The sequence below is a fragment of the Bacillus sp. 1735sda2 genome (assembly GCF_024159245.1).
Classification (GTDB): Bacteria; Bacillota; Bacilli; order Bacillales; family Bacillaceae; genus Bacillus; species Bacillus pumilus_O.
Genome location: NZ_JAMYWZ010000001.1, coordinates 3,049,185 through 3,066,447 on the forward strand (window position 1 = coordinate 3,049,185; position 17,263 = coordinate 3,066,447).

Annotated in this window: 24 protein-coding genes; 6 read left to right on the forward strand and 18 right to left on the reverse strand. The window is 38.7% G+C overall.

Features of this window, described 5'->3' with window-relative positions; genetic code table 11:
• Positions 1–14: 14 nt before the first annotated feature.
• The 13 genes from dnaB to NKR21_RS16080 form a co-directional block, all read right to left on the reverse strand.
• Positions 15–1,307: a replicative DNA helicase gene (dnaB, locus tag NKR21_RS16020; RefSeq protein ID WP_144456323.1), complete on the reverse strand. Its 1,293-nt coding sequence runs from the start codon at positions 1,305–1,307 to the stop codon at positions 15–17.
• Positions 1,279–1,566 (reverse strand): replicative helicase loader/inhibitor, encoded by a 288-nt coding sequence (locus tag NKR21_RS16025; protein WP_144456325.1) that lies wholly within the window; start codon positions 1,564–1,566, stop codon positions 1,279–1,281. Before NKR21_RS16025 ends, dnaB begins: the two co-directional genes overlap by 29 nt.
• Before the next feature lie 5 nt (positions 1,567–1,571).
• Positions 1,572–2,408: a hypothetical protein gene (locus tag NKR21_RS16030; protein WP_144456327.1), complete on the reverse strand. Its 837-nt coding sequence runs from the start codon at positions 2,406–2,408 to the stop codon at positions 1,572–1,574.
• A gap of 200 nt (positions 2,409–2,608) precedes the next feature.
• Positions 2,609–3,313, reverse strand: a complete 705-nt coding sequence (locus NKR21_RS16035; RefSeq protein ID WP_144456329.1) for an MBL fold metallo-hydrolase — start codon at positions 3,311–3,313, stop codon at positions 2,609–2,611.
• Positions 3,310–4,230: a recombinase RecT gene (locus tag NKR21_RS16040; protein ID WP_144456331.1), complete on the reverse strand. Its 921-nt coding sequence runs from the start codon at positions 4,228–4,230 to the stop codon at positions 3,310–3,312. The genes NKR21_RS16035 and NKR21_RS16040 overlap by 4 nt, the downstream gene beginning before the upstream one ends.
• The gene (locus NKR21_RS16045) at positions 4,227–6,197 is read right to left on the reverse strand and encodes an AAA family ATPase (RefSeq protein WP_144456333.1); all 1,971 of its coding nucleotides are present in this window, start codon (positions 6,195–6,197) and stop codon (positions 4,227–4,229) included. Before NKR21_RS16045 ends, NKR21_RS16040 begins: the two co-directional genes overlap by 4 nt.
• Positions 6,198–6,298: 101 nt before the next feature.
• The gene (locus NKR21_RS16050) at positions 6,299–6,517 is read right to left on the reverse strand and encodes a YqaI family protein (protein WP_144456335.1); all 219 of its coding nucleotides are present in this window, start codon (positions 6,515–6,517) and stop codon (positions 6,299–6,301) included.
• Positions 6,514–6,711 (reverse strand): hypothetical protein, encoded by a 198-nt coding sequence (locus NKR21_RS16055; protein WP_144456337.1) that lies wholly within the window; start codon positions 6,709–6,711, stop codon positions 6,514–6,516. Before NKR21_RS16055 ends, NKR21_RS16050 begins: the two co-directional genes overlap by 4 nt.
• Positions 6,712–7,059: 348 nt before the next feature.
• Complete coding sequence (locus NKR21_RS16060; RefSeq protein WP_144456339.1) at positions 7,060–7,335, reverse strand: hypothetical protein; 276 nt, start codon at positions 7,333–7,335, stop codon at positions 7,060–7,062.
• A 2-nt stretch (positions 7,336–7,337) separates the two neighbouring features.
• Positions 7,338–7,595, reverse strand: a complete 258-nt coding sequence (locus NKR21_RS16065; RefSeq protein WP_224558650.1) for a helix-turn-helix domain-containing protein — start codon at positions 7,593–7,595, stop codon at positions 7,338–7,340.
• 33 nt (positions 7,596–7,628) lie between these two features.
• A complete protein-coding gene (locus NKR21_RS16070) occupies positions 7,629–8,195 on the reverse strand; it encodes a hypothetical protein (RefSeq protein WP_144456341.1) in 567 nt (188 codons plus the stop codon).
• A gap of 118 nt (positions 8,196–8,313) precedes the next feature.
• On the reverse strand, positions 8,314–8,517 hold the full coding sequence (locus NKR21_RS16075) for a helix-turn-helix domain-containing protein (protein ID WP_144456343.1): 204 nt from the start codon (positions 8,515–8,517) through the stop codon (positions 8,314–8,316).
• 42 nt (positions 8,518–8,559) lie between these two features.
• The gene (locus NKR21_RS16080; RefSeq protein ID WP_144456345.1) at positions 8,560–8,757 is read right to left on the reverse strand and encodes a helix-turn-helix transcriptional regulator; all 198 of its coding nucleotides are present in this window, start codon (positions 8,755–8,757) and stop codon (positions 8,560–8,562) included.
• 86 nt (positions 8,758–8,843) lie between these two features.
• On the opposite strand from NKR21_RS16080, the gene NKR21_RS16085 reads away from it, so the two are divergent.
• The 6 genes from NKR21_RS16085 to NKR21_RS16110 all read left to right on the forward strand — a co-directional run bounded on the left by NKR21_RS16085 (position 8,844) and on the right by NKR21_RS16110 (position 12,478).
• Positions 8,844–9,206: a helix-turn-helix domain-containing protein gene (locus NKR21_RS16085; RefSeq protein WP_144456347.1), complete on the forward strand. Its 363-nt coding sequence runs from the start codon at positions 8,844–8,846 to the stop codon at positions 9,204–9,206.
• A 57-nt stretch (positions 9,207–9,263) separates the two neighbouring features.
• A complete protein-coding gene (locus NKR21_RS16090) occupies positions 9,264–9,878 on the forward strand; it encodes a hypothetical protein (RefSeq protein WP_144456349.1) in 615 nt (204 codons plus the stop codon).
• Positions 9,879–9,976: 98 nt separating this feature from the next.
• Positions 9,977–10,480 carry an ImmA/IrrE family metallo-endopeptidase gene (locus NKR21_RS16095; RefSeq protein WP_144456351.1) on the forward strand — a complete coding sequence of 168 codons (504 nt, stop codon included), beginning with the start codon at positions 9,977–9,979 and terminating at the stop codon, positions 10,478–10,480.
• 60 nt (positions 10,481–10,540) lie between these two features.
• Positions 10,541–10,855, forward strand: coding sequence for a helix-turn-helix domain-containing protein (locus NKR21_RS16100; protein WP_144456430.1), 315 nt, complete (start codon positions 10,541–10,543; stop codon positions 10,853–10,855).
• Positions 10,856–10,922: 67 nt separating this feature from the next.
• Positions 10,923–12,116: a tyrosine-type recombinase/integrase gene (locus NKR21_RS16105; protein WP_144456353.1), complete on the forward strand. Its 1,194-nt coding sequence runs from the start codon at positions 10,923–10,925 to the stop codon at positions 12,114–12,116.
• A gap of 170 nt (positions 12,117–12,286) precedes the next feature.
• On the forward strand, positions 12,287–12,478 hold the full coding sequence (locus tag NKR21_RS16110) for a hypothetical protein (protein WP_253602545.1): 192 nt from the start codon (positions 12,287–12,289) through the stop codon (positions 12,476–12,478).
• Here NKR21_RS16110 and NKR21_RS16115 read toward each other — a convergent pair.
• The 5 genes from NKR21_RS16115 to NKR21_RS16135 form a co-directional block, all read right to left on the reverse strand.
• Positions 12,475–12,876 (reverse strand): YugN-like family protein, encoded by a 402-nt coding sequence (locus NKR21_RS16115; RefSeq protein ID WP_012011078.1) that lies wholly within the window; start codon positions 12,874–12,876, stop codon positions 12,475–12,477. The two genes, NKR21_RS16110 and NKR21_RS16115, sit on opposite strands and share 4 nt — an antisense overlap.
• 32 nt (positions 12,877–12,908) lie before the next feature.
• Positions 12,909–13,127, reverse strand: a complete 219-nt coding sequence (locus NKR21_RS16120) for a spore germination protein (RefSeq protein WP_012011079.1) — start codon at positions 13,125–13,127, stop codon at positions 12,909–12,911.
• A 112-nt stretch (positions 13,128–13,239) separates the two neighbouring features.
• Positions 13,240–14,595, reverse strand: coding sequence for a glucose-6-phosphate isomerase (locus tag NKR21_RS16125; RefSeq protein ID WP_012011080.1), 1,356 nt, complete (start codon positions 14,593–14,595; stop codon positions 13,240–13,242).
• 127 nt (positions 14,596–14,722) lie between these two features.
• Positions 14,723–15,895 carry an iron-containing alcohol dehydrogenase gene (locus NKR21_RS16130; RefSeq protein WP_119125299.1) on the reverse strand — a complete coding sequence of 391 codons (1,173 nt, stop codon included), beginning with the start codon at positions 15,893–15,895 and terminating at the stop codon, positions 14,723–14,725.
• Positions 15,896–16,016: 121 nt separating this feature from the next.
• Positions 16,017–17,180: an iron-containing alcohol dehydrogenase gene (locus NKR21_RS16135; protein WP_012011082.1), complete on the reverse strand. Its 1,164-nt coding sequence runs from the start codon at positions 17,178–17,180 to the stop codon at positions 16,017–16,019.
• Positions 17,181–17,263 lie beyond the last annotated feature (83 nt).

Sequence of the window (17,263 nt, forward strand, 5' to 3'; positions counted from 1 at the left end):
ATCCATTCCTCATTTCACATTGCGGCTTCCATTTGCCGCGATAGATTTATAAACTTCCCGTACTCTTTCACAAAGGCAGCGTTTATTGTTCCTGTTGATCCATTCCGCTGTTTTGCAAAAATGATTTCAACAATGTTTTTAGCTTCGCTTTGTTTGTTGTAGTAATCATCCCGATAAAGGAAGGTCACAATATCAGCATCTTGCTCAATGCTTCCTGAATCTCGCAAATCAGACATCATAGGTCGTTTATCATTTCGCGCTTCTACACCGCGTGAAAGCTGTGATAACAAGATGATCGGAACGTTGAAACTTCTAGCCATATTTTTAAGTTCTCTCGTGATCTCACCAACCTCATGATTTTTGCTCTCAGCTTTACCAATCGGCGTGATAAGCTGAAGATAATCAATGATGACTAAATGATCTTGATCAGGATGATCTTTCTTTGTCTTACGGATTTTAGAGCGAATGTCTGCGACGGTTTGAGTGGGGTGATCATGAATATAAATGTCTAATTTTTCGTATTCACCCATAGCTTTGTTGGCTCTATCATAATCATCCTCGCTGAAATATCTCTTTGGATTCCTCCACTTCGTGCCTTCAATACTCCCTATGCTGCTTAACATTCGGTGTGTTAATTGTGTATCAGACATTTCTAGCGAAAATACGTCCGTTACTCCGCCATTTAGCGCGTTATTATAGCCAAGGTTAAGAGCGAATGCTGTTTTACCCATCGATGGACGAGCAGCCACAATAATCAAATCACTCTTTTGCCAACCGCCTGTCATGGCATTAAGATCCGCAAGACCCGTGTTGACTCCCGTCAGATCACCATGATCTTCTTCCATGCTCATAAATATTTCTGTTAGAACATCCATTTTCGTGCGAGTCTCTTTTACACCAACCTCTTGAGCTTCAATGGTTTTTTGATAAAGCTCAGTGATGCCCTCATCAGTAGGGGAACTGGCAAATGCTAAAGCTGCACTTTGCACATCTCTCAGTCTAAAAGCCTCGTAAATTAATGTTTCATAGGTTTCAAATGAATGAGTAGATGGAACAGCACTTGCTAGGTTAGTTAAATATTCAAATCCACCAACTTCATTCAAAGTGCCTCCCATAGATGCAGCGACATTGGCCAATTCAACAGGTTTACCTAGCCTGTCCACATCCCTCATTGCGGCGAAAATTTGCTTGTGACGCTCTTCAGCAAAATGTTTAGACTCTAAGGCTGTTTCCTTGATTAGATCGCCTTCAAGGATGATACAGCCGAGCAAAAACTGTTCAGCCTCTACGTTTCGCAAATTTTGCATTCTTTTCCCACTCTTTCTGCTTCTCCAGAAACTCGTTTTTCTCTTGTTGGTGTACTTGTATCTCCGCAATAGCAGGAGGGAAACGTTTTTCAGCAATATGCTGATCAATCTTTTTTAAAACAGGTTCATATGGCAGTGCCGTTAAATACTCTATCCAAAGCCTGATTCTTTCTTTTCCGATCGCGTCTGTAGAGAGTTCAAATCTAGGATAGGCAGCTGCAATCCTTGTTAGGATAGACATTGCTTGGTCCTTTGTCATGCTAATCATCCTCCAAATTTAATGCCATTTTCTTTTGCATAAGCCTCTAATACTGATAAGTTGTCTTGTTGTCTCTTTGGTTTAAATTCAGATATGTTGCTAGGTTGATTGTTTTTGGCATGCCATCGATCAAGAATGCCTTTCTCTAGGTAAGAAAACGATTTAATGCCATCCGCTCTATGTCGTGGTCGGTATTGATCGAATATCTCGTCGATCCACACCAATATGTCTTCAAGGGGTATTTTTTCATGAATAACTCTTTCGATGGCCTGTGCATCAGCAGGTGTTATCATCAATCCACCTTTTCGAGACAAGTATTTATCTTCGATTTGTTGGAAAGGAGAATCATTTCCTACTGGCGCTCTCTCTTCTTCCTCTTCTTTATATTCTTTAATTCTTAAATTCTTTAAATTCTTGTTTGTGGACATTTGATGGTCATTTGATGGACATTCGTTGGACATTTGATGGTCACTAGAATGGTCAATCGACTTGTTGTCCTGTTGGTAAAGCGCCCATTTATTAATGGTTACGAGAGAATATTTGGTGGTCTTTTTGATGGACAAAAAATTCATTTCCTCTAATTTTTCTAACCACCTATAAACCGTTCTTTCTGATTTTGCTTTATCGGATTTAGTCAAACCATCATTGAACATGTCAAACAAATCAAAGCGACCAGTTACAAATTGACCTGCCTCTATTTCCACTACCTGATTACCTATCATTTGTTGTCTTGAATTATGGCTCGCCTCAGTAAGACAGATGAGCCAAAGTCTCAGTAAATTAGGGTTATTGAATACTGGGTTACCTCTTAACTTCCGATGTAATTTAATCCATCCTCGCAAATGACTTCCTCCTTCCCAATTAAACTATTTGAGTCTACAAACAGCGTATTTACCTTCAATTTTCACGACTTCAAGATGCGGTTCATACTTAGCCATATAAGTGCTTATGTACATGGCCAATACCTTTTTCCGCATGTCTGGAGCTACTGATCTAGCCATCGTAATAAAACAATAGGGATAAGCTGTTTTAAAAAGCTCGCTCATTTCGGAACATAGACAACCTTTCCTGTTTGTTTTGCTATTTCTTCTTTAAACAACCGCTCATCACTGTTTGTGTCAGATAGGTGCAACAACCATATTTCCTGCACTTTTGACAAGTCATTTGCAGCTAGGAATGTCTTAACATTCTCAAGGCTGAAATGCGACTGTATGAGGCGATTACGCATGCTTTTGTGAATGCTCCCATTCTCAATATTTGCACCCAAGATCGATTCAGAGTAATTGCACTCAACCATGATGTGCGTGAGTCCAGGGAACTTGTATTTGATGTAATAGGTGTCAGTGGCAAAGAGGAGCTTGTCTCCATCCTCATTAGCCAATAGGAAGCCATATGGCTCTGATACGTCGTGTTGAACATCAAAGGGCATAATAAGCCACGTGCCAATCCTAAACGCCTGTCTAGCTTTTACAAGATTGATTCTGTGATGATTTTCTACTCCAAGAGCTTTTGCCGTCCCAGCAGACATATAACAATCAATTCCGGCTCTCAATACATCTTTCAATGCCCTACAGTGATCACCATGCTCGTGAGTGATGAGGCAACCAGAGAAGCTCATATTGAAATCAAAAGCACGTTGCATCTCCTTAAAGGTGATACCACACTCCAAAAGGAGCGGGGTTTTACCATCAGTCACCCGATAGCAATTCCCCTTACTACTTGATGAGACAGCGTTTATTTCAATCAAAATGGTGGTTCCTCATTCAATGCAGAAGGCTTTTCATCATGTCCATTTGATGATTGTGGCTCAGGTTTTTCACGTTGCTTTATTTCAGGTGTTTCTTGGTGCTGTTCTGGATCTTCTTCTGGTTCCTTGAAACCAACATCAATAATTTCTGAATTAGCATTCTCACTAATTTCTTTTTTCACTTCATCCGGTGTAACATCCACCCGTTCATGATCATACTCATTTTCAGTTGAATTATTGATGGCTTGGACAAGCAGATCGCTGTCATCGCTTGTGTTTATAAAATTCTTCGCCGCGCGATTGATAACGGTTCTTTTGGCCATTTCCTGTGGAAACTTATTCTGAACCGCTTTTGTTTTCGCTTGGCTCCAGGAAGTTTCAATTTCTTTTCTTGTCATGATGGTTAGCAGCTCTATGTCATCAATGGTCTTCACTACTGCATAAGCCCCGATGATCGGTTTGTCTCTGTTCTCAAACTTCGTTTCATGCTTGATTAATTTTTCACGACCTCCATCAATCTCATAATCAAATACGTCGCCTTCAAAGATCACGTTTGCCCATATGTCCTTAACATTAGTTAAGCGTTTCAAGACTGCTTGTGTACCAAAATATGAACGATTTAGTTGTAATTGCTTCCCGTACGGAATGAAGTAACATTGTGTTTTTGCAGGGCTTAAACCTTGTACAACCATATCCAATAATGAATTAGCAATAGATTCACGAGAGCAACTTTCTAATGCAGGTCTTCCATCTTTATCTTTCAGTTCTTGAAGCTTAAAAAAAGCACTCTTTAATGCATTGCTCGCATTATAGTTTGATGGAAGAACCAATCCTTCATCTTTTAACCTGCTTAGACTATTGTTCACATCATCTGTAATATTTTTTTGTGCATGTGCCAATTGATTCTGATTACTCATCTGTATCCTCCTGTAACGTCATCTTGATTCACAACTCGCAGCTGCTTGTCTTTCTTGGAAACAACCAAACTAATAAGTTGTGAATCTGTTTCTATTAATTCAGTGACTGCCTCAGCGTTATCAACGAAGATCGGCGCAGAAATACCATAATGCTCATTTAACGTATTAATGATGTCTAAACCGACATTAATACGCGCCGCATTGTTTAGGCCTTTGGAGTAAGGCACACCTTCATACAGCGTTTCGCAGGTCTCAGTTAATCCACCATTCACTTGCTCTTCAAACAATTTAAAGCGAGCATACTTGAATTTGCTGTTTATCCGTTCTTCCATAAGGTTCATCTTAGTTCTGATGAACTCTTCAATCAGGAATGACTGCTGTTCTACCTCGTTATATTCATCAGCCATTTTCCGTTCTTCATCTTTTAGCTCCTCAACTCGGTTGAGGGCTTTTTGAGCTTGATCGATGCGAGAAAGATCATTGCGGATCAAGGTCATTTCCTGCTGTTTTCCCTTGATCTGTTCATTAATGGCTTGAACAGTTCCACTTGTCTCCTGCTCACCAGACTGGATCTCGTTATTGATCTTTTCAAGCTCCTCTACCTTTGCTAGATACATTGGATTATCGGAAAGCGGAGCAATGGACGTTTCAGCTTGTTCCATATTTTCTTTCAGTTTTTCTAAATTTGAAGCCTTAAATTTCTCTTCCAAATTCAACTTTTGAATTTGCTCATCAACTTCATACAGCTCATTTTGCTTATTGTCATATTCAATTCCTAATTGCTTTCCCTTATCGACTATGCGCTCTAGGGATTCACTTTTTTGTAAATTGAATTTCTCAATAGCAGCTTGAATTTTTTCTTCTGGCAATGCCTGTCCACATGTTGGACAATCTTTTTGATGATCATCAAACGATTCTTCGTACTTTTTAGACCATTCTTCTCGTAACTCAAAGCGCTCTTTATCTATTTGAGATAGAAAAGGTGTTAAGTGCTCTTTCTTCGTGATCAAATTACTGAGATCATTCTGGATTTGAGAAAGATCGTTTTTCGCTTTGTAGTAGGCTTCTTTTTTCTCATTCACTACCTGAAATCTTTCTGAGTCATACTCATTCATAATTTGTTGCAGATCGCCTTCGAGCTGAAGCACACGCTTCTTTCTATCTGCTCCTTCATCTGCTTTGATAGAACGGACATTATCTTCCAATGCCATAAGTGATGACTCGAGAGCTTTTAGCTCTTCTTTCAGTTGTTCATGGTCAAGATCACTGACATCATCAATAGAGCGGTTGATTTCATCGATCCTGACCGGATATTGCTCCATAAGTTTAGTGATCTTTTTACGTTTTTCAGCAAGTATGCTCTTTTGTTCATCAAGACTTCTTTCATCTAGGATCGATTGAAGTTTTGATAATGAACTGTCCTGCTTAATAACGTCCTCATCAGTCACAGCTCCGCCGATCTCCATGAGTACGGCCAAACGATCCTGCCACTTCATTTGTTCATTGAAATAAGAAGGAGAAGTTATCAGTTTGAAAATATCCTCAGAGATAATCTCATTGACCTTCTCAGCAAACTCTTTTTTCTTAACTGGTACACCATTCACATGATAATTGGTGGTATGGCCAGAAAAGACTTGCTTTGCTGATCCCCGTTTCTTGGTCCATTTCTCTGAATAGACCTTTTTCAATTCGACAGACTTTCCGTCGATTAAGAGTACAGCCGATACCTCATGATCAACGCCGCTTACCGCTTTGTTATCTTTTGAGAGCGTCTTGATCTCAAAGTCTTTTTTGTTTTGACTATCTTTATCAAAGAGCAGCCACATGAAAGCATCAAATAACGTTGTTTTGCCTGTAGCGTTATCACCATAGACCTTTGCACTTTCTCCACCTGTTTCAAGGGTGAATGATTTTACACCCTTGAAGTTTGATAGATGGAGTTCTGCCAACCTGATATTTTTGGTCATGAATAAGCCTCCATTGATTTACAGTGCCAACCTGCTATAATAGGGGTTGACACTTTATTCTGTAATTTTTGGGGAAGGTTCACTTGTGGGAGTGAACCTTTTTATTTTGCATTCACAAAGGTAAAATCGAGTTGTTCCTTCAGATAGCGTTCCAAGTTATCAACGAGAATCATTTCCCCAACATTCTCATCAATGACGTATTCATCATTAGAGTAGATCTCATCCCCGAAGTAGTCAGTTCCAACAACATCAACCACTGCAATTCCTTTTGGATATCCAGTAGCATTTATCTGTGTAATCATTGGATGTTCAATGTTCATACTGTTATCCCTACCTTTCTTCTGATCGCATCGGCTTTGAGCTTTTTAAACTTCTCAAACGCCTCTTGATTAGGAGAATAGAAATGTGGCCTTCCCTTATCATCCATGAGAATGGAGCCATTAACTTTAGATAGTCTGACTTGATCGCCAGTGTGATCACTAAATGGTTGAATAACCGCTTTATCAAAAAACATAGTGTTCGTCCTCCTATGATTTATTGATGCTTATTCGCATCGTCCGACTGCGGATGGTGCATGATTTGAGGGGATGGGGGTGTGCATTGTCCATCCGCAAGCCGGACGACAAGAATAAAACTTGTCGTACTCTTTAAAGAGCGATATAATAAATTCGATCTGATATTCGATTTAAGCAGTGAGTGTAGGAGCTTGCTGCTTTTTTCTTTGTCCTAATCCTAGTTGAGACTTTAAACGGGTTTCAGTTTGAAAATTAGAGATCTTCACAGCCTCGTCATCACGTAACTTACAAATCTCCTTAACTTCCTTACCCTTCATCAATTTGCTTGCAGTGAACATGTATTTCATTTAAATCAATCCTTTCATTTTGTTTTTTAGTGTTTTTGGATATTCAACCGGCGTGATTTTAGCGGCTGCCATCAACAATTGCACCGTTGATTGTTTTTCATATTGCTGAATTTGCTTTATTGATTTTTCAATGTCTTTGTGAATCTCTAGTGCATGTGCTGTATTTTTGTTTTTTAATGCATCCATTAAATTTTCTTGTAAAACCTCGATGCAAATCATTTCTCTTGTTATTCCGTCGTTATCAATGCTTTTGAAAATTGCATTTCGTTTCTTCATCTTCATCCTCCAAACAAAGCCATAATGGCTGTAATTTGCTGTGTGACTGCCAGTGGATCAATGCCGCATAATGTTGCAATCATTGCTTCTTTAGCGTTCGTGGCTTCCATCCACCGTACATATGTAGGTACATCAAGTACCTTCTGATCATTTTCGATCTTCGATATGCAGCTACGAGATCGGCTAAGCATTTCCGCTAACTTCTCTTGGGAAATACCTGCCTGCAATCGCGCTTTACGAAGCACCACACCCAACTTCACAACCTCCCCACCCCCTTTCACTCTTTAAAGAGATTAGGCTTCTCTTTCAACTTTCTTTTTCGTGAAGAAAACAGCATTCGGTTTTGACCCATATTTTTGCCGGAAAGCTTCACGTCCCTTTTTCCGCACTTCTCCCGGAGACATCACTGGTGTGGTTGCTGCGGTATATGGGTCCCAACCACTAATACTCACTCGTTGTTGCAAGTTGCTGTAACTAATACCATTTGATTCAGCTAACTTGACAAGATCTTCCGAGAATTTACGACGCTTGGTTCTTGGAGAAAAATCACTCAATCTCTTCGCCTGTTCGTGTGGATCTATCTTTGGTGTATTTGCTGCCTTATCGCTATCCCCTCCTAACCTCAGCCTTCCAGTAAAGATGGATCTCGAAACGCCATTTTTCTCAGCAATCTTACCCCATTTACTCCATTCCACTCTGCCTCTTTCTCTGTCTTGAAACTGAACCCGCTCGGTTAATGCTCGCTGTTTACTCCAACCTTGCCGGCGTATTCGCCAAATGAGTGTTTTCTTACATATTCCGTTTGCCTCTGCTTCTGCAAATTCTTTCGGTGTAATGTAAAAATCATATGGGTTATACATTTTTGTTTCTCCTTTCAGGAGTAATTATGAATATCTTTATAGCTTCAATGTTCCTATCTAGAACATGTTCCAATTTGGAACAGGCAATAAATAGAAGATGCTGTAAGCTATGAAGTGATTATGCTTCTTCTGCTTCCTGTGGTTGAACACTTTCATTGATTTGCTTGTTGATCCACTCATTCAGGGAATCAATCCGAAAGTAAATTTTCTTTCCTACTCGAAAGTGAGGGAGACGTTTTTTTCTACACATGATATAAACCGTTTCCTTATGAATTCCTAAGAACTTAGCTGCTTCAGATGGTGTTAAAACTGTTCTTTGCATTCTGTCTACCTCCTAATTAAAAATAGACGATTCGTGAAGTTATTAATCAAAAAAAATTTCTTGTACTGTTTTGTTATAAAAGGCAGCAATCTTGATTTTTATTTCATCTCTTGGAGTCCTGTTTCCTGATTCATACATAGCCAAAGCACTCTCACTAATGCCGATAGCAGTAGCTATAATTGCTCTAGGCCTCTTATTTCTGAGGAGTAACAATTTTTCGCCAATGAGCTTTTTATTCAACTTGAATACCTCCTTTACATATCGTGTTGTTGTACCTTTATATTAAAATGCACGAAACGTGATATTATTTCTTTTAGGTGATGAATATGAAATTTGGAGATCGTTTGCGTATTTTAAGGAAGAACAAAAAACTCTCCCAAGAAAAATTGGGTAGTGTTTTTGGTCTTGCCGAAAGTACCATTAGTATGTATGAACGAAACAACAGAGAGCCAGATTATGCTACTCTGGTAAAATTCGCTGAATTTTTTAATGTTTCTATTGATTACTTATTAACAGGTAAATATTATAGCCATAAAGCTGAACAATTACTTAAAAGTGGACAAGCTACCACAGCTGCTAGTGATGGTGATACAGATATAGAAAAGAGAATCGAAAGAATTGAAAGAGCACTAAGACTTCAGGAAGGTCGAAAACCAGGAGATACACAAAAAAACTTCGACGGTGATTAATGCAGGGCTCTTTAATTAATATTTGATACATGTATTTCAATAAAAGGGGTCATTACATTGAAAAGAATTATCTTTATCTTACTTAATGTTTTATTAGCAATTGTTTTAACAGCTTGTAATTCACAAGGTTCTAATGTAGACGAAAAGAGAGAAAAACAGGAGTCTAGGGATTCAGCACCAAAGAAAGAAAAGAAAAAAGAAGCGGATGGAACAAGAACAGCTCCTATGCCTCTTAAAGAACCATTATATTTTAATGATTATATAAACACTCCAGATAACGAATACACCGCTGAATTAAAAATGAATATTGAAGAGGTTATCCGAGGAGATAAAGCATATGAAAAGTTATATAAAAGAAATAGTACAGTTTCAAAACCTAAAAAAGGATTTGAATGGGCACTTGTGAAAGCCAAAGTGAAGATGACAGATTCTGAAACAGATGATGAACCTCTATTATTCAGTCCAGTTCTTAACTTTGACTTTTTTAGTAGTGATGGTTCTCCTTATTCAGAGGAAATTGGTACTGTTGTGCCAAAAGAATTTAAAGGGGAAGTATATAATGGAGGTTCACTTGAGGGTTATATTGTGAATCAAGTAAAAAAAGACGATGAATTTTTAATAGCTTATAAAAGTATTTCTACAACAGGAAAACTTTTTTTTAAAACTCAATAATTCGCCCATTTTTTGGGCTTTTCTTTTCAGCTCAAAACAGAACATACGTTTCCAACAAACGCAGTTGAGTTGTAATTCTTTGAAAGGAGACAAGTGTTTTGAAGTACATAAATAGTCATTTAGAAGATTGGATTGAGTCATTCCTTATCAATATAGGTATTACTGAACCTGCACAAATGGATCGATATAGGATTGCTAATAGTCTTGATATTTGGATTTATTATGTTAACGACAAAAGTCATTATGTAGAGATTAATAAATTATATAGTATCTTTCTAAATAAGAACTTAACAAAAGAAGAACAATGGCAAGATTTTGCTCATGAACTCTGCCATATTGTTAGGCTATCTAGTACATATACAAATTTTCATTTAACCAAAACATTATGGAACATGTTTCAGGAGAAACAAGCAAATTATTTTGCATATCATTTTTGTATGCCAACTTTTATGTTAAGACGAATAGACATATCCTCTGATCCTAAGAGTGCTATTTTTCAACTTTCTAGAATATTTAAGGTAACTCCAGAATTCGCAAAACATCGTTTAAATCTTTACTACCAAAAAAAATTCTCACAGATGAAAAATGTAGTAAATGGCTAGTAATGAGAAGAAGTGATTCCGATTATATACATATATTAAGGTGGTGAGACGTTCTTTATGATGTCATTTGGTGACAGATTGAGAATGGCCCGAATAAAAAAACAATATACCCAAAGTGATATGGCGAATTTTTTAGATATTACATCTCAAGGTTATGGAAAATATGAAATTGGGAAATCCGAACCTGATATAGCTACTCTGATTAAACTCAGCACTTTATTAGATGTATCTATAGATTATCTTGCCAAAGGTGCTGAAGCAGACTATATTAATGATCTTTTAAAAGACCCAGTGACATTATTGACTAGCCAAGCAGGCAATATAACGAGAGAAGAAGCAAAAAAAATTCTCAATTGGGTGATAGATAAGATTTGAAATGAACTTAGTGAAAATTGCCTTTGAATGTAAATTCGAGAGAAATTAAGTAAGGAGCTTGTAGACTATGCCTAGTATTGAGAAAAGAGGAGAAAAATCATTCCGTCTTGTTTTAGAAGTAGGAACAAAAGGAAATAGAAAAAAAGAATACAAACTAATAAAAATTGAAGACCCTAAAATACTAAAGTCAAAAAGAAAGCTAAACACATACCTAGAAGGAGAATGGTATAAATTCAAAAGGGAGTATGAAGAAGGTGCTTATATAAACTCTGGAAAAAGAACCTTTAAATTGTTTCTCACTGATTGGTTTGAAAAGTATGGAGTTAAATCATTAGATGAGGTAACTCTTGAAACTTACAACTCTATAATTAACACAGGAATTCTTGAATATTTTGGGGAAATGGAGATTGAGAAGGTTCAACCAATTCATATTCTTAATTTTTTGGATGATTACACTAAACAAAATCCAGATGCTTCAAGTTCTAGCATCCATGCTCGTTATAAGATTTTACGAGATATTTTTGGCAAGGCAGCTGATTGGCGGCTGATTAATGAAAATCCTGTAGCAAATGTAAAGCCACCAAAAATAACATATAAAGAGTATGACATCTACACTGAAGAAGAGATCACAGACCTTTTTAAACTTTTGGATGAAAAAGCATCGTTATTCCACCGAGTAGCTATCAAATTTGCTTTTACTGGTGGCTTTAGACGCGGTGAACTACTTGCAATTGATGAAAGTGACCTCTCATTCGAAACGAATAAAGTACGAATTGATGAGAGCCTACAATATACTAAAAAGTATGGACACCGCTTTAAAGAGCCTAAATCTAAATCATATAGAACTATCTCAATACCAGAAGAAGTGATGAAAGAAGCAGCGATCTTATTAAGAGAAGTAAAGAAGAACAGATTGAAGTTAGGTGAGCTGTGGGAAGGTTGCCCTGAAGATAAAAATAAGCTTTTACTGTTTGGTGGTGACCGTGGTAAACCACTTCATCCTACTTCTTTAAATACATGGTGGAGTCGATTTGTAAAAAGGCACGATATTAAGAAAATTCGGTTTCATGATATGCGTCATACTCATGCTACTATGTTAATAAACCAAGTCGGAAAAATACCTGGGTTTAATATTAAATCTGTCTCAAAGCGCTTAGGTCATACAAATGTTAAAACAACTCTTGAAACGTATACACATTCGGATGAAGGAGCAGACGATCTGGTGGCGGATGCTATAACAAACTTATTACAAATTCGATAATTCGTCCCCAATTCGTCCCCACGCAACAAAACTGGACTTTAAATTAAAGCCTTATCATCATCAATAAACCTTGTCATATCAACATATAAAGGAAATATTCCAAGCAAGATTAAACTAGTGACCATCTCCTTTTAAAGGAACAGTTCAAAGCGTTACAGAAAAAACGTCATATGACCTTGCATAAACAGGTCACCATCATACCAGTTCCAGCTTCATTGACCGGTGAAACATTCTTAACAGCGCTCCATCACTTTTTAGAGCATCATGTGATCGTTGTCGGTATACAAAAAAAAGAAGGACCCATGTTGAATCCTCCCTTTGATTATGAGCTTCATCCTGAGGAAGAACTGATCAGCCTTTAAAGCAGTGCGTCTTCTAATTCCTTGACGAGTGAAAAGCCAATTTCAGTATAAGCTTTTGATACATCTCCATCTTTCTCTTTTGGTTCTTGGAATTGGTTAAAGGATGCGCCAACATTTCCAACCATCGCATGATCATCTAACTTATCTTGATAGACATGCTTTAAGAGAAATGGATCTCCCAGTTTCACCACAACGCCTGGCTGATCGAGCTGGCCTTTTTCAGCTGTAAAAGGAACTCTGAGAAAAGTATAGCCATCACGATTATCAATTTTATAATCAAAGTATCCATGATCGTAATCCCAGTTACCATTAATCACATAACCGAGCGGCTTCATCGTCTCTTCTAAATGGTAAAGTGAGAAGCTTTCACCAGGCAGCCTGGATGGTACATGAATCATACGAAACCCTCCTTTTTGTCTAATAGGTTTCGTTAAAGAGAGGAATTCATACATCTACCTTTTGTGATTTGTACATTGTTTGAAAAAGTAGCATCCAATAAGCTTTGATTGGATGATTGATTTGTCTCATTCGCACTGCCGGAACCTGCTGTTTCCTTCGTAGCACTCATAGGACAAATGCGTCCGACATTGCCAAAGTTGACGATTGCCTGGCCAGAAATATCGTGAATATAAATATGATTCGTTCTCATGTTTCACCCTCCTCTACTCATTATTCTATGTACAGAACATGAGGAGGCTTGCACAGGAACCGTGAGAAAATAAAAAAGGCACACCTTTTAACAAGGTGTGCCTCAATTATTCTTACGATTGTTTCAGACGGCTTTCAAGCTCGGCTTTTTTCTCTTCGAAGCCTGGTTTTCCTAATAAAGCAAACATATTCACTTTATAAGCTTCTACGCCAGGTTGGTCAAATGGATTGACGCCTAGTAGATATCCAGACATCGCGCATGCTTTCTCAAAGAAGTAAACGAGATATCCGAAAGTATAAGCATCCATCTCAGGAATTGTGACGATCAGATTCGGTACTTTTCCATCTGTATGAGCAAGCATCGTTCCTTCAAATGCTTTTTTATTAACGAAATCAACCGTTTTTCCTGCTAGATAGTTCAAGCCATCAAGGTCTTGTTCTTCTGCTTCAATGACAAGTTCATGACGAGGCTTGTCTACATTCACGATTGTTTCAAACAAGTCTCTTCTTCCTTCTTGGACATATTGACCAAGTGAATGAAGATCTGTTGAGAAGTTCGCAGAGGAAGGATAAATTCCTTTTTCATCTTTCCCTTCACTTTCACCGAATAATTGTTTCCACCATTCAGCAAAGTATTGTAGTCCAGGCTCATAGTTAATCAGCATTTCAATCGTTCTGCCTTTATTGTAAAGGACATTACGAACAACAGCATATTGGTATGCCGCATTTTCAGAAAGCTCAGATGAAGCGAAGTCTTCGCTTGCTTTTGCCGCACCCTCCATCATCTGATCAATGTCAGCACCGCTCACAGCGATTGGTAATAGACCTACTGCTGTTAAGACTGAATAGCGTCCACCTACATCATCAGGGATGATAAATGATTCGTAGCCTTCTTCTGTTGCTAATGTTTTCAATGCACCGCGTGCTTTGTCAGTTGTTGCATAAATACGTTTTTTCGCTTCTTCAGCACCGTATTTTTCAATAAGGAGCTTTTTAAAGATACGGAACGCAATCGCTGGCTCTGTTGTTGTACCAGATTTTGAAATGACGTTAATAGAGAAATCTGCATCTTCTAATAGATCCATCACATCTGTTAAATAAGAAGAACTGATGTTGTTTCCAATAAAGATGATTTGCGGAGTCTTGCGTTTGCCTTTTGGCAGCGTGTTATAGAAAGAGTGGTTCAAAAATTCAATCGCCGCACGTGCGCCGAGATATGAACCGCCGATTCCGACAACAAGCAAGACATCAGAGTCTGATTTAATTTTATCTGCACTTTTTTTAATGCGGGCAAATTCTTCGCGATCATATTGCTTCGGTAAGTCCACCCAGCCTAAATAATCACTGCCTGTACCCGTTTGTTCATGAATATTATGATGGGCCACCTTCACAAAATCTTTTAAATATGTAAGCTCATGCTCTTGAAAGAAAGGTAACGCTTTTGAGTAGTCAAATTGAATATGTGTCATCGCTTGTAAGCCCTCCATTACGTTAGTTCTGTCCCTTTCACTTTAGCGGAACTAGCTATTGAAATCAAGTGATCGTCACTCCCATAGCAAAAAGCCGTTTCTCTATAGAGAGAAACGGCACAAAGGATTATAAAGAAGCTTTCAAAATAGAAAGAATGTCATCACGGCCAAGTTTCATAAAGTTACCAAAACCACCGTATTCCATTTCTTTCGCCGCAATGTCGGCAATTTTGTCCAGCTGATCTTCCCCAATGTCATAATCCGCTAGACGACTTGGTGCACCGAGGCTTGTCCAGAAGGCTGACAGCTTGTCGATTCCTTCTAATGCGATATCACGATCAGATTTTCCTTCTGTCTCGATGTCAAACATGTTCAGCATAAGATTTTTAAAGCGTTCCACATTGTGATCGAGTGTATGACGCATCCAGTTTGGGAAGAGAATCGCAAGACCGCCTGCATGCGGAATGTCATAGACAGCCGATACTGCATGCTCAATCGTATGGGAAGCCCAGTCGCCAAAGTAACCCATTTGCAGCGTACCATTTAAAGCAATCGTTCCTGCGTAAAGGATCGTTTCACGGTGCTCATAGTTTTGTAAGTCTTCCAGTAGTTTTGGTGCTGTCTCAATGACTGTTTGAAGAACAGCAAAACACATCCGATCCTGTAAAGGCGTGTTTTTGACCTTATGGAAGTATTGCTCGAAAACGTGGCTCATCATATCGACCATGCCGTACACCGTCTGGTTTTCTGGCACTGAATACGTGTGCTCAGGGTCTAAAATTGAAAAAGCAGGATGAGTGACGGAACTGCCCCACACATATTTTTCATTTGTTTCCCAGTTTGTGATGACAGAGTCTGGATTCATTTCTGAACCAGTTGCAGCAAGTGTCAGCACTGTGCCAAACGGCAATGCCTTTTGAGCGGTTGTTTTCTTTGAGATAATGTCCCACACATCTCCATCGTATTCTGCACCGGCTGCAATCGCTTTTGTACAGTCAATCACACTGCCGCCGCCAACAGCTAATAAGAAATCAATATTTTCATTTTGGCAGATGTCGATTCCTTTTTTCACCGTAGTGAGGCGCGGATTTGGTTCAACTCCTGACAGTTCAAATACTTCAGCTTCTGCTTCATTTAATGCGCGAATCACATTATCATATAGACCATTTTTCTTAATGCTGCCGCCACCATATACAAGTAACACTCGTTTTCCATAACGAGCGAGTTCGCTTTTCAGTCGTTCTAGTTGTCCTTTTCCAAACATTAATTTCGTTGGATTATAGTAAATAAAATTTTCCATCTGTTGATACATCTCCTTACAGCGTATATATCCAAAAAACATGAAAGACTACTTTAACATATGTACACGTCGAACTCAAAAAAGATAACTGCTCGAAAGCAATTATCTTTTCATTGTTTAATTATAAAGAAGCATTCAAAATAGCTAGAACATCTTCTTTGTTTAGCTTTTTAAATTGACCAAATTCACCGCGTGCCATTGCACGATCTGCGATTAAATCAATTTTCTCATCGTTGATATCATAGTCCGCTAAACGGTTCGGTGCGCCAAGACTTGTCCAGAAAGCCGACAATTTGTCGATTCCTTCTAAGCCCACTTCTTCGTCTGTTTTGCCCGCAGGGTCCACATCGAATACGCGTACCGCTAATTGTTTAAAGCGGCCTGGGTTTTCCTGAATGACATGCTTCATCCAGTTCGGGAACAAGATCGCAAGTCCGCCTGCATGAGGAATATCATAAACAGCAGATACCGCATGCTCGATGTTGTGAGATGCCCAGTCACCACGTGCTCCCATTGACAGCATACCATTGAGCGCAATGGTTCCAGTGAATAAGATCGTTTCACGTAGCTCATAGTTCTCTAGATCGCCAATCAGCTTCGGTGCTGTTTCGATGACTGTACGAAGAAGCCCTTCACACATACGGTCTTGGTAAGGTGTATTTTCTGTGTGATGGAAATATTGTTCGAACACGTGAGACATCATATCAACCATGCCATAAATCGTATGGTTTTTTGGCACTGTGAAAGTGTTCACTGGATCAAGAATTGAGAATTTAGGGAAAACTGCTGGACTTCCCCAGCCATATTTCTCATTTGTTTCCCAGTTTGTGATCACTGACCCAGAGTTCATTTCAGAACCTGTTGCAGCAAGTGTTAACACCGTACCGAACGGAATGGCTTCCATTGGGACATGTTTACGCGTCACGATATCCCAAGCATCTCCATCGTACTTCGCTCCGGCTGCGATTGCTTTCGTAGCATCAATGACACTTCCGCCGCCAACTGCCAAAATAAAGTCAACGTTGTTCTCCTTGCAAAGCTCAACCCCTTTTCTTACCGTTGTTAAGCGCGGGTTTGGCTCAACACCAGCAAGTTCAGTGATTGTAGCTCCTGATTCTTTTAGAATGCTGACAACTTGGTCATAAAGGCCGTTTCGTTTAATACTGCCTCCACCATATACAAGTAATACGTTTTTTCCGTAGTGTTTAAGTTCATCTGAAAGGGCTGAAACTTCTCCCTTTCCAAACATTAATTTCGTTGGGTTCCAATAAGTAAATCGATCCATTTGATCTCCTCCTCGCGCTACATTATGCGCCTCAATCATTCCAAAAGTAAAGTAATTTGCTTTAATCCATTTTCTTACGCATA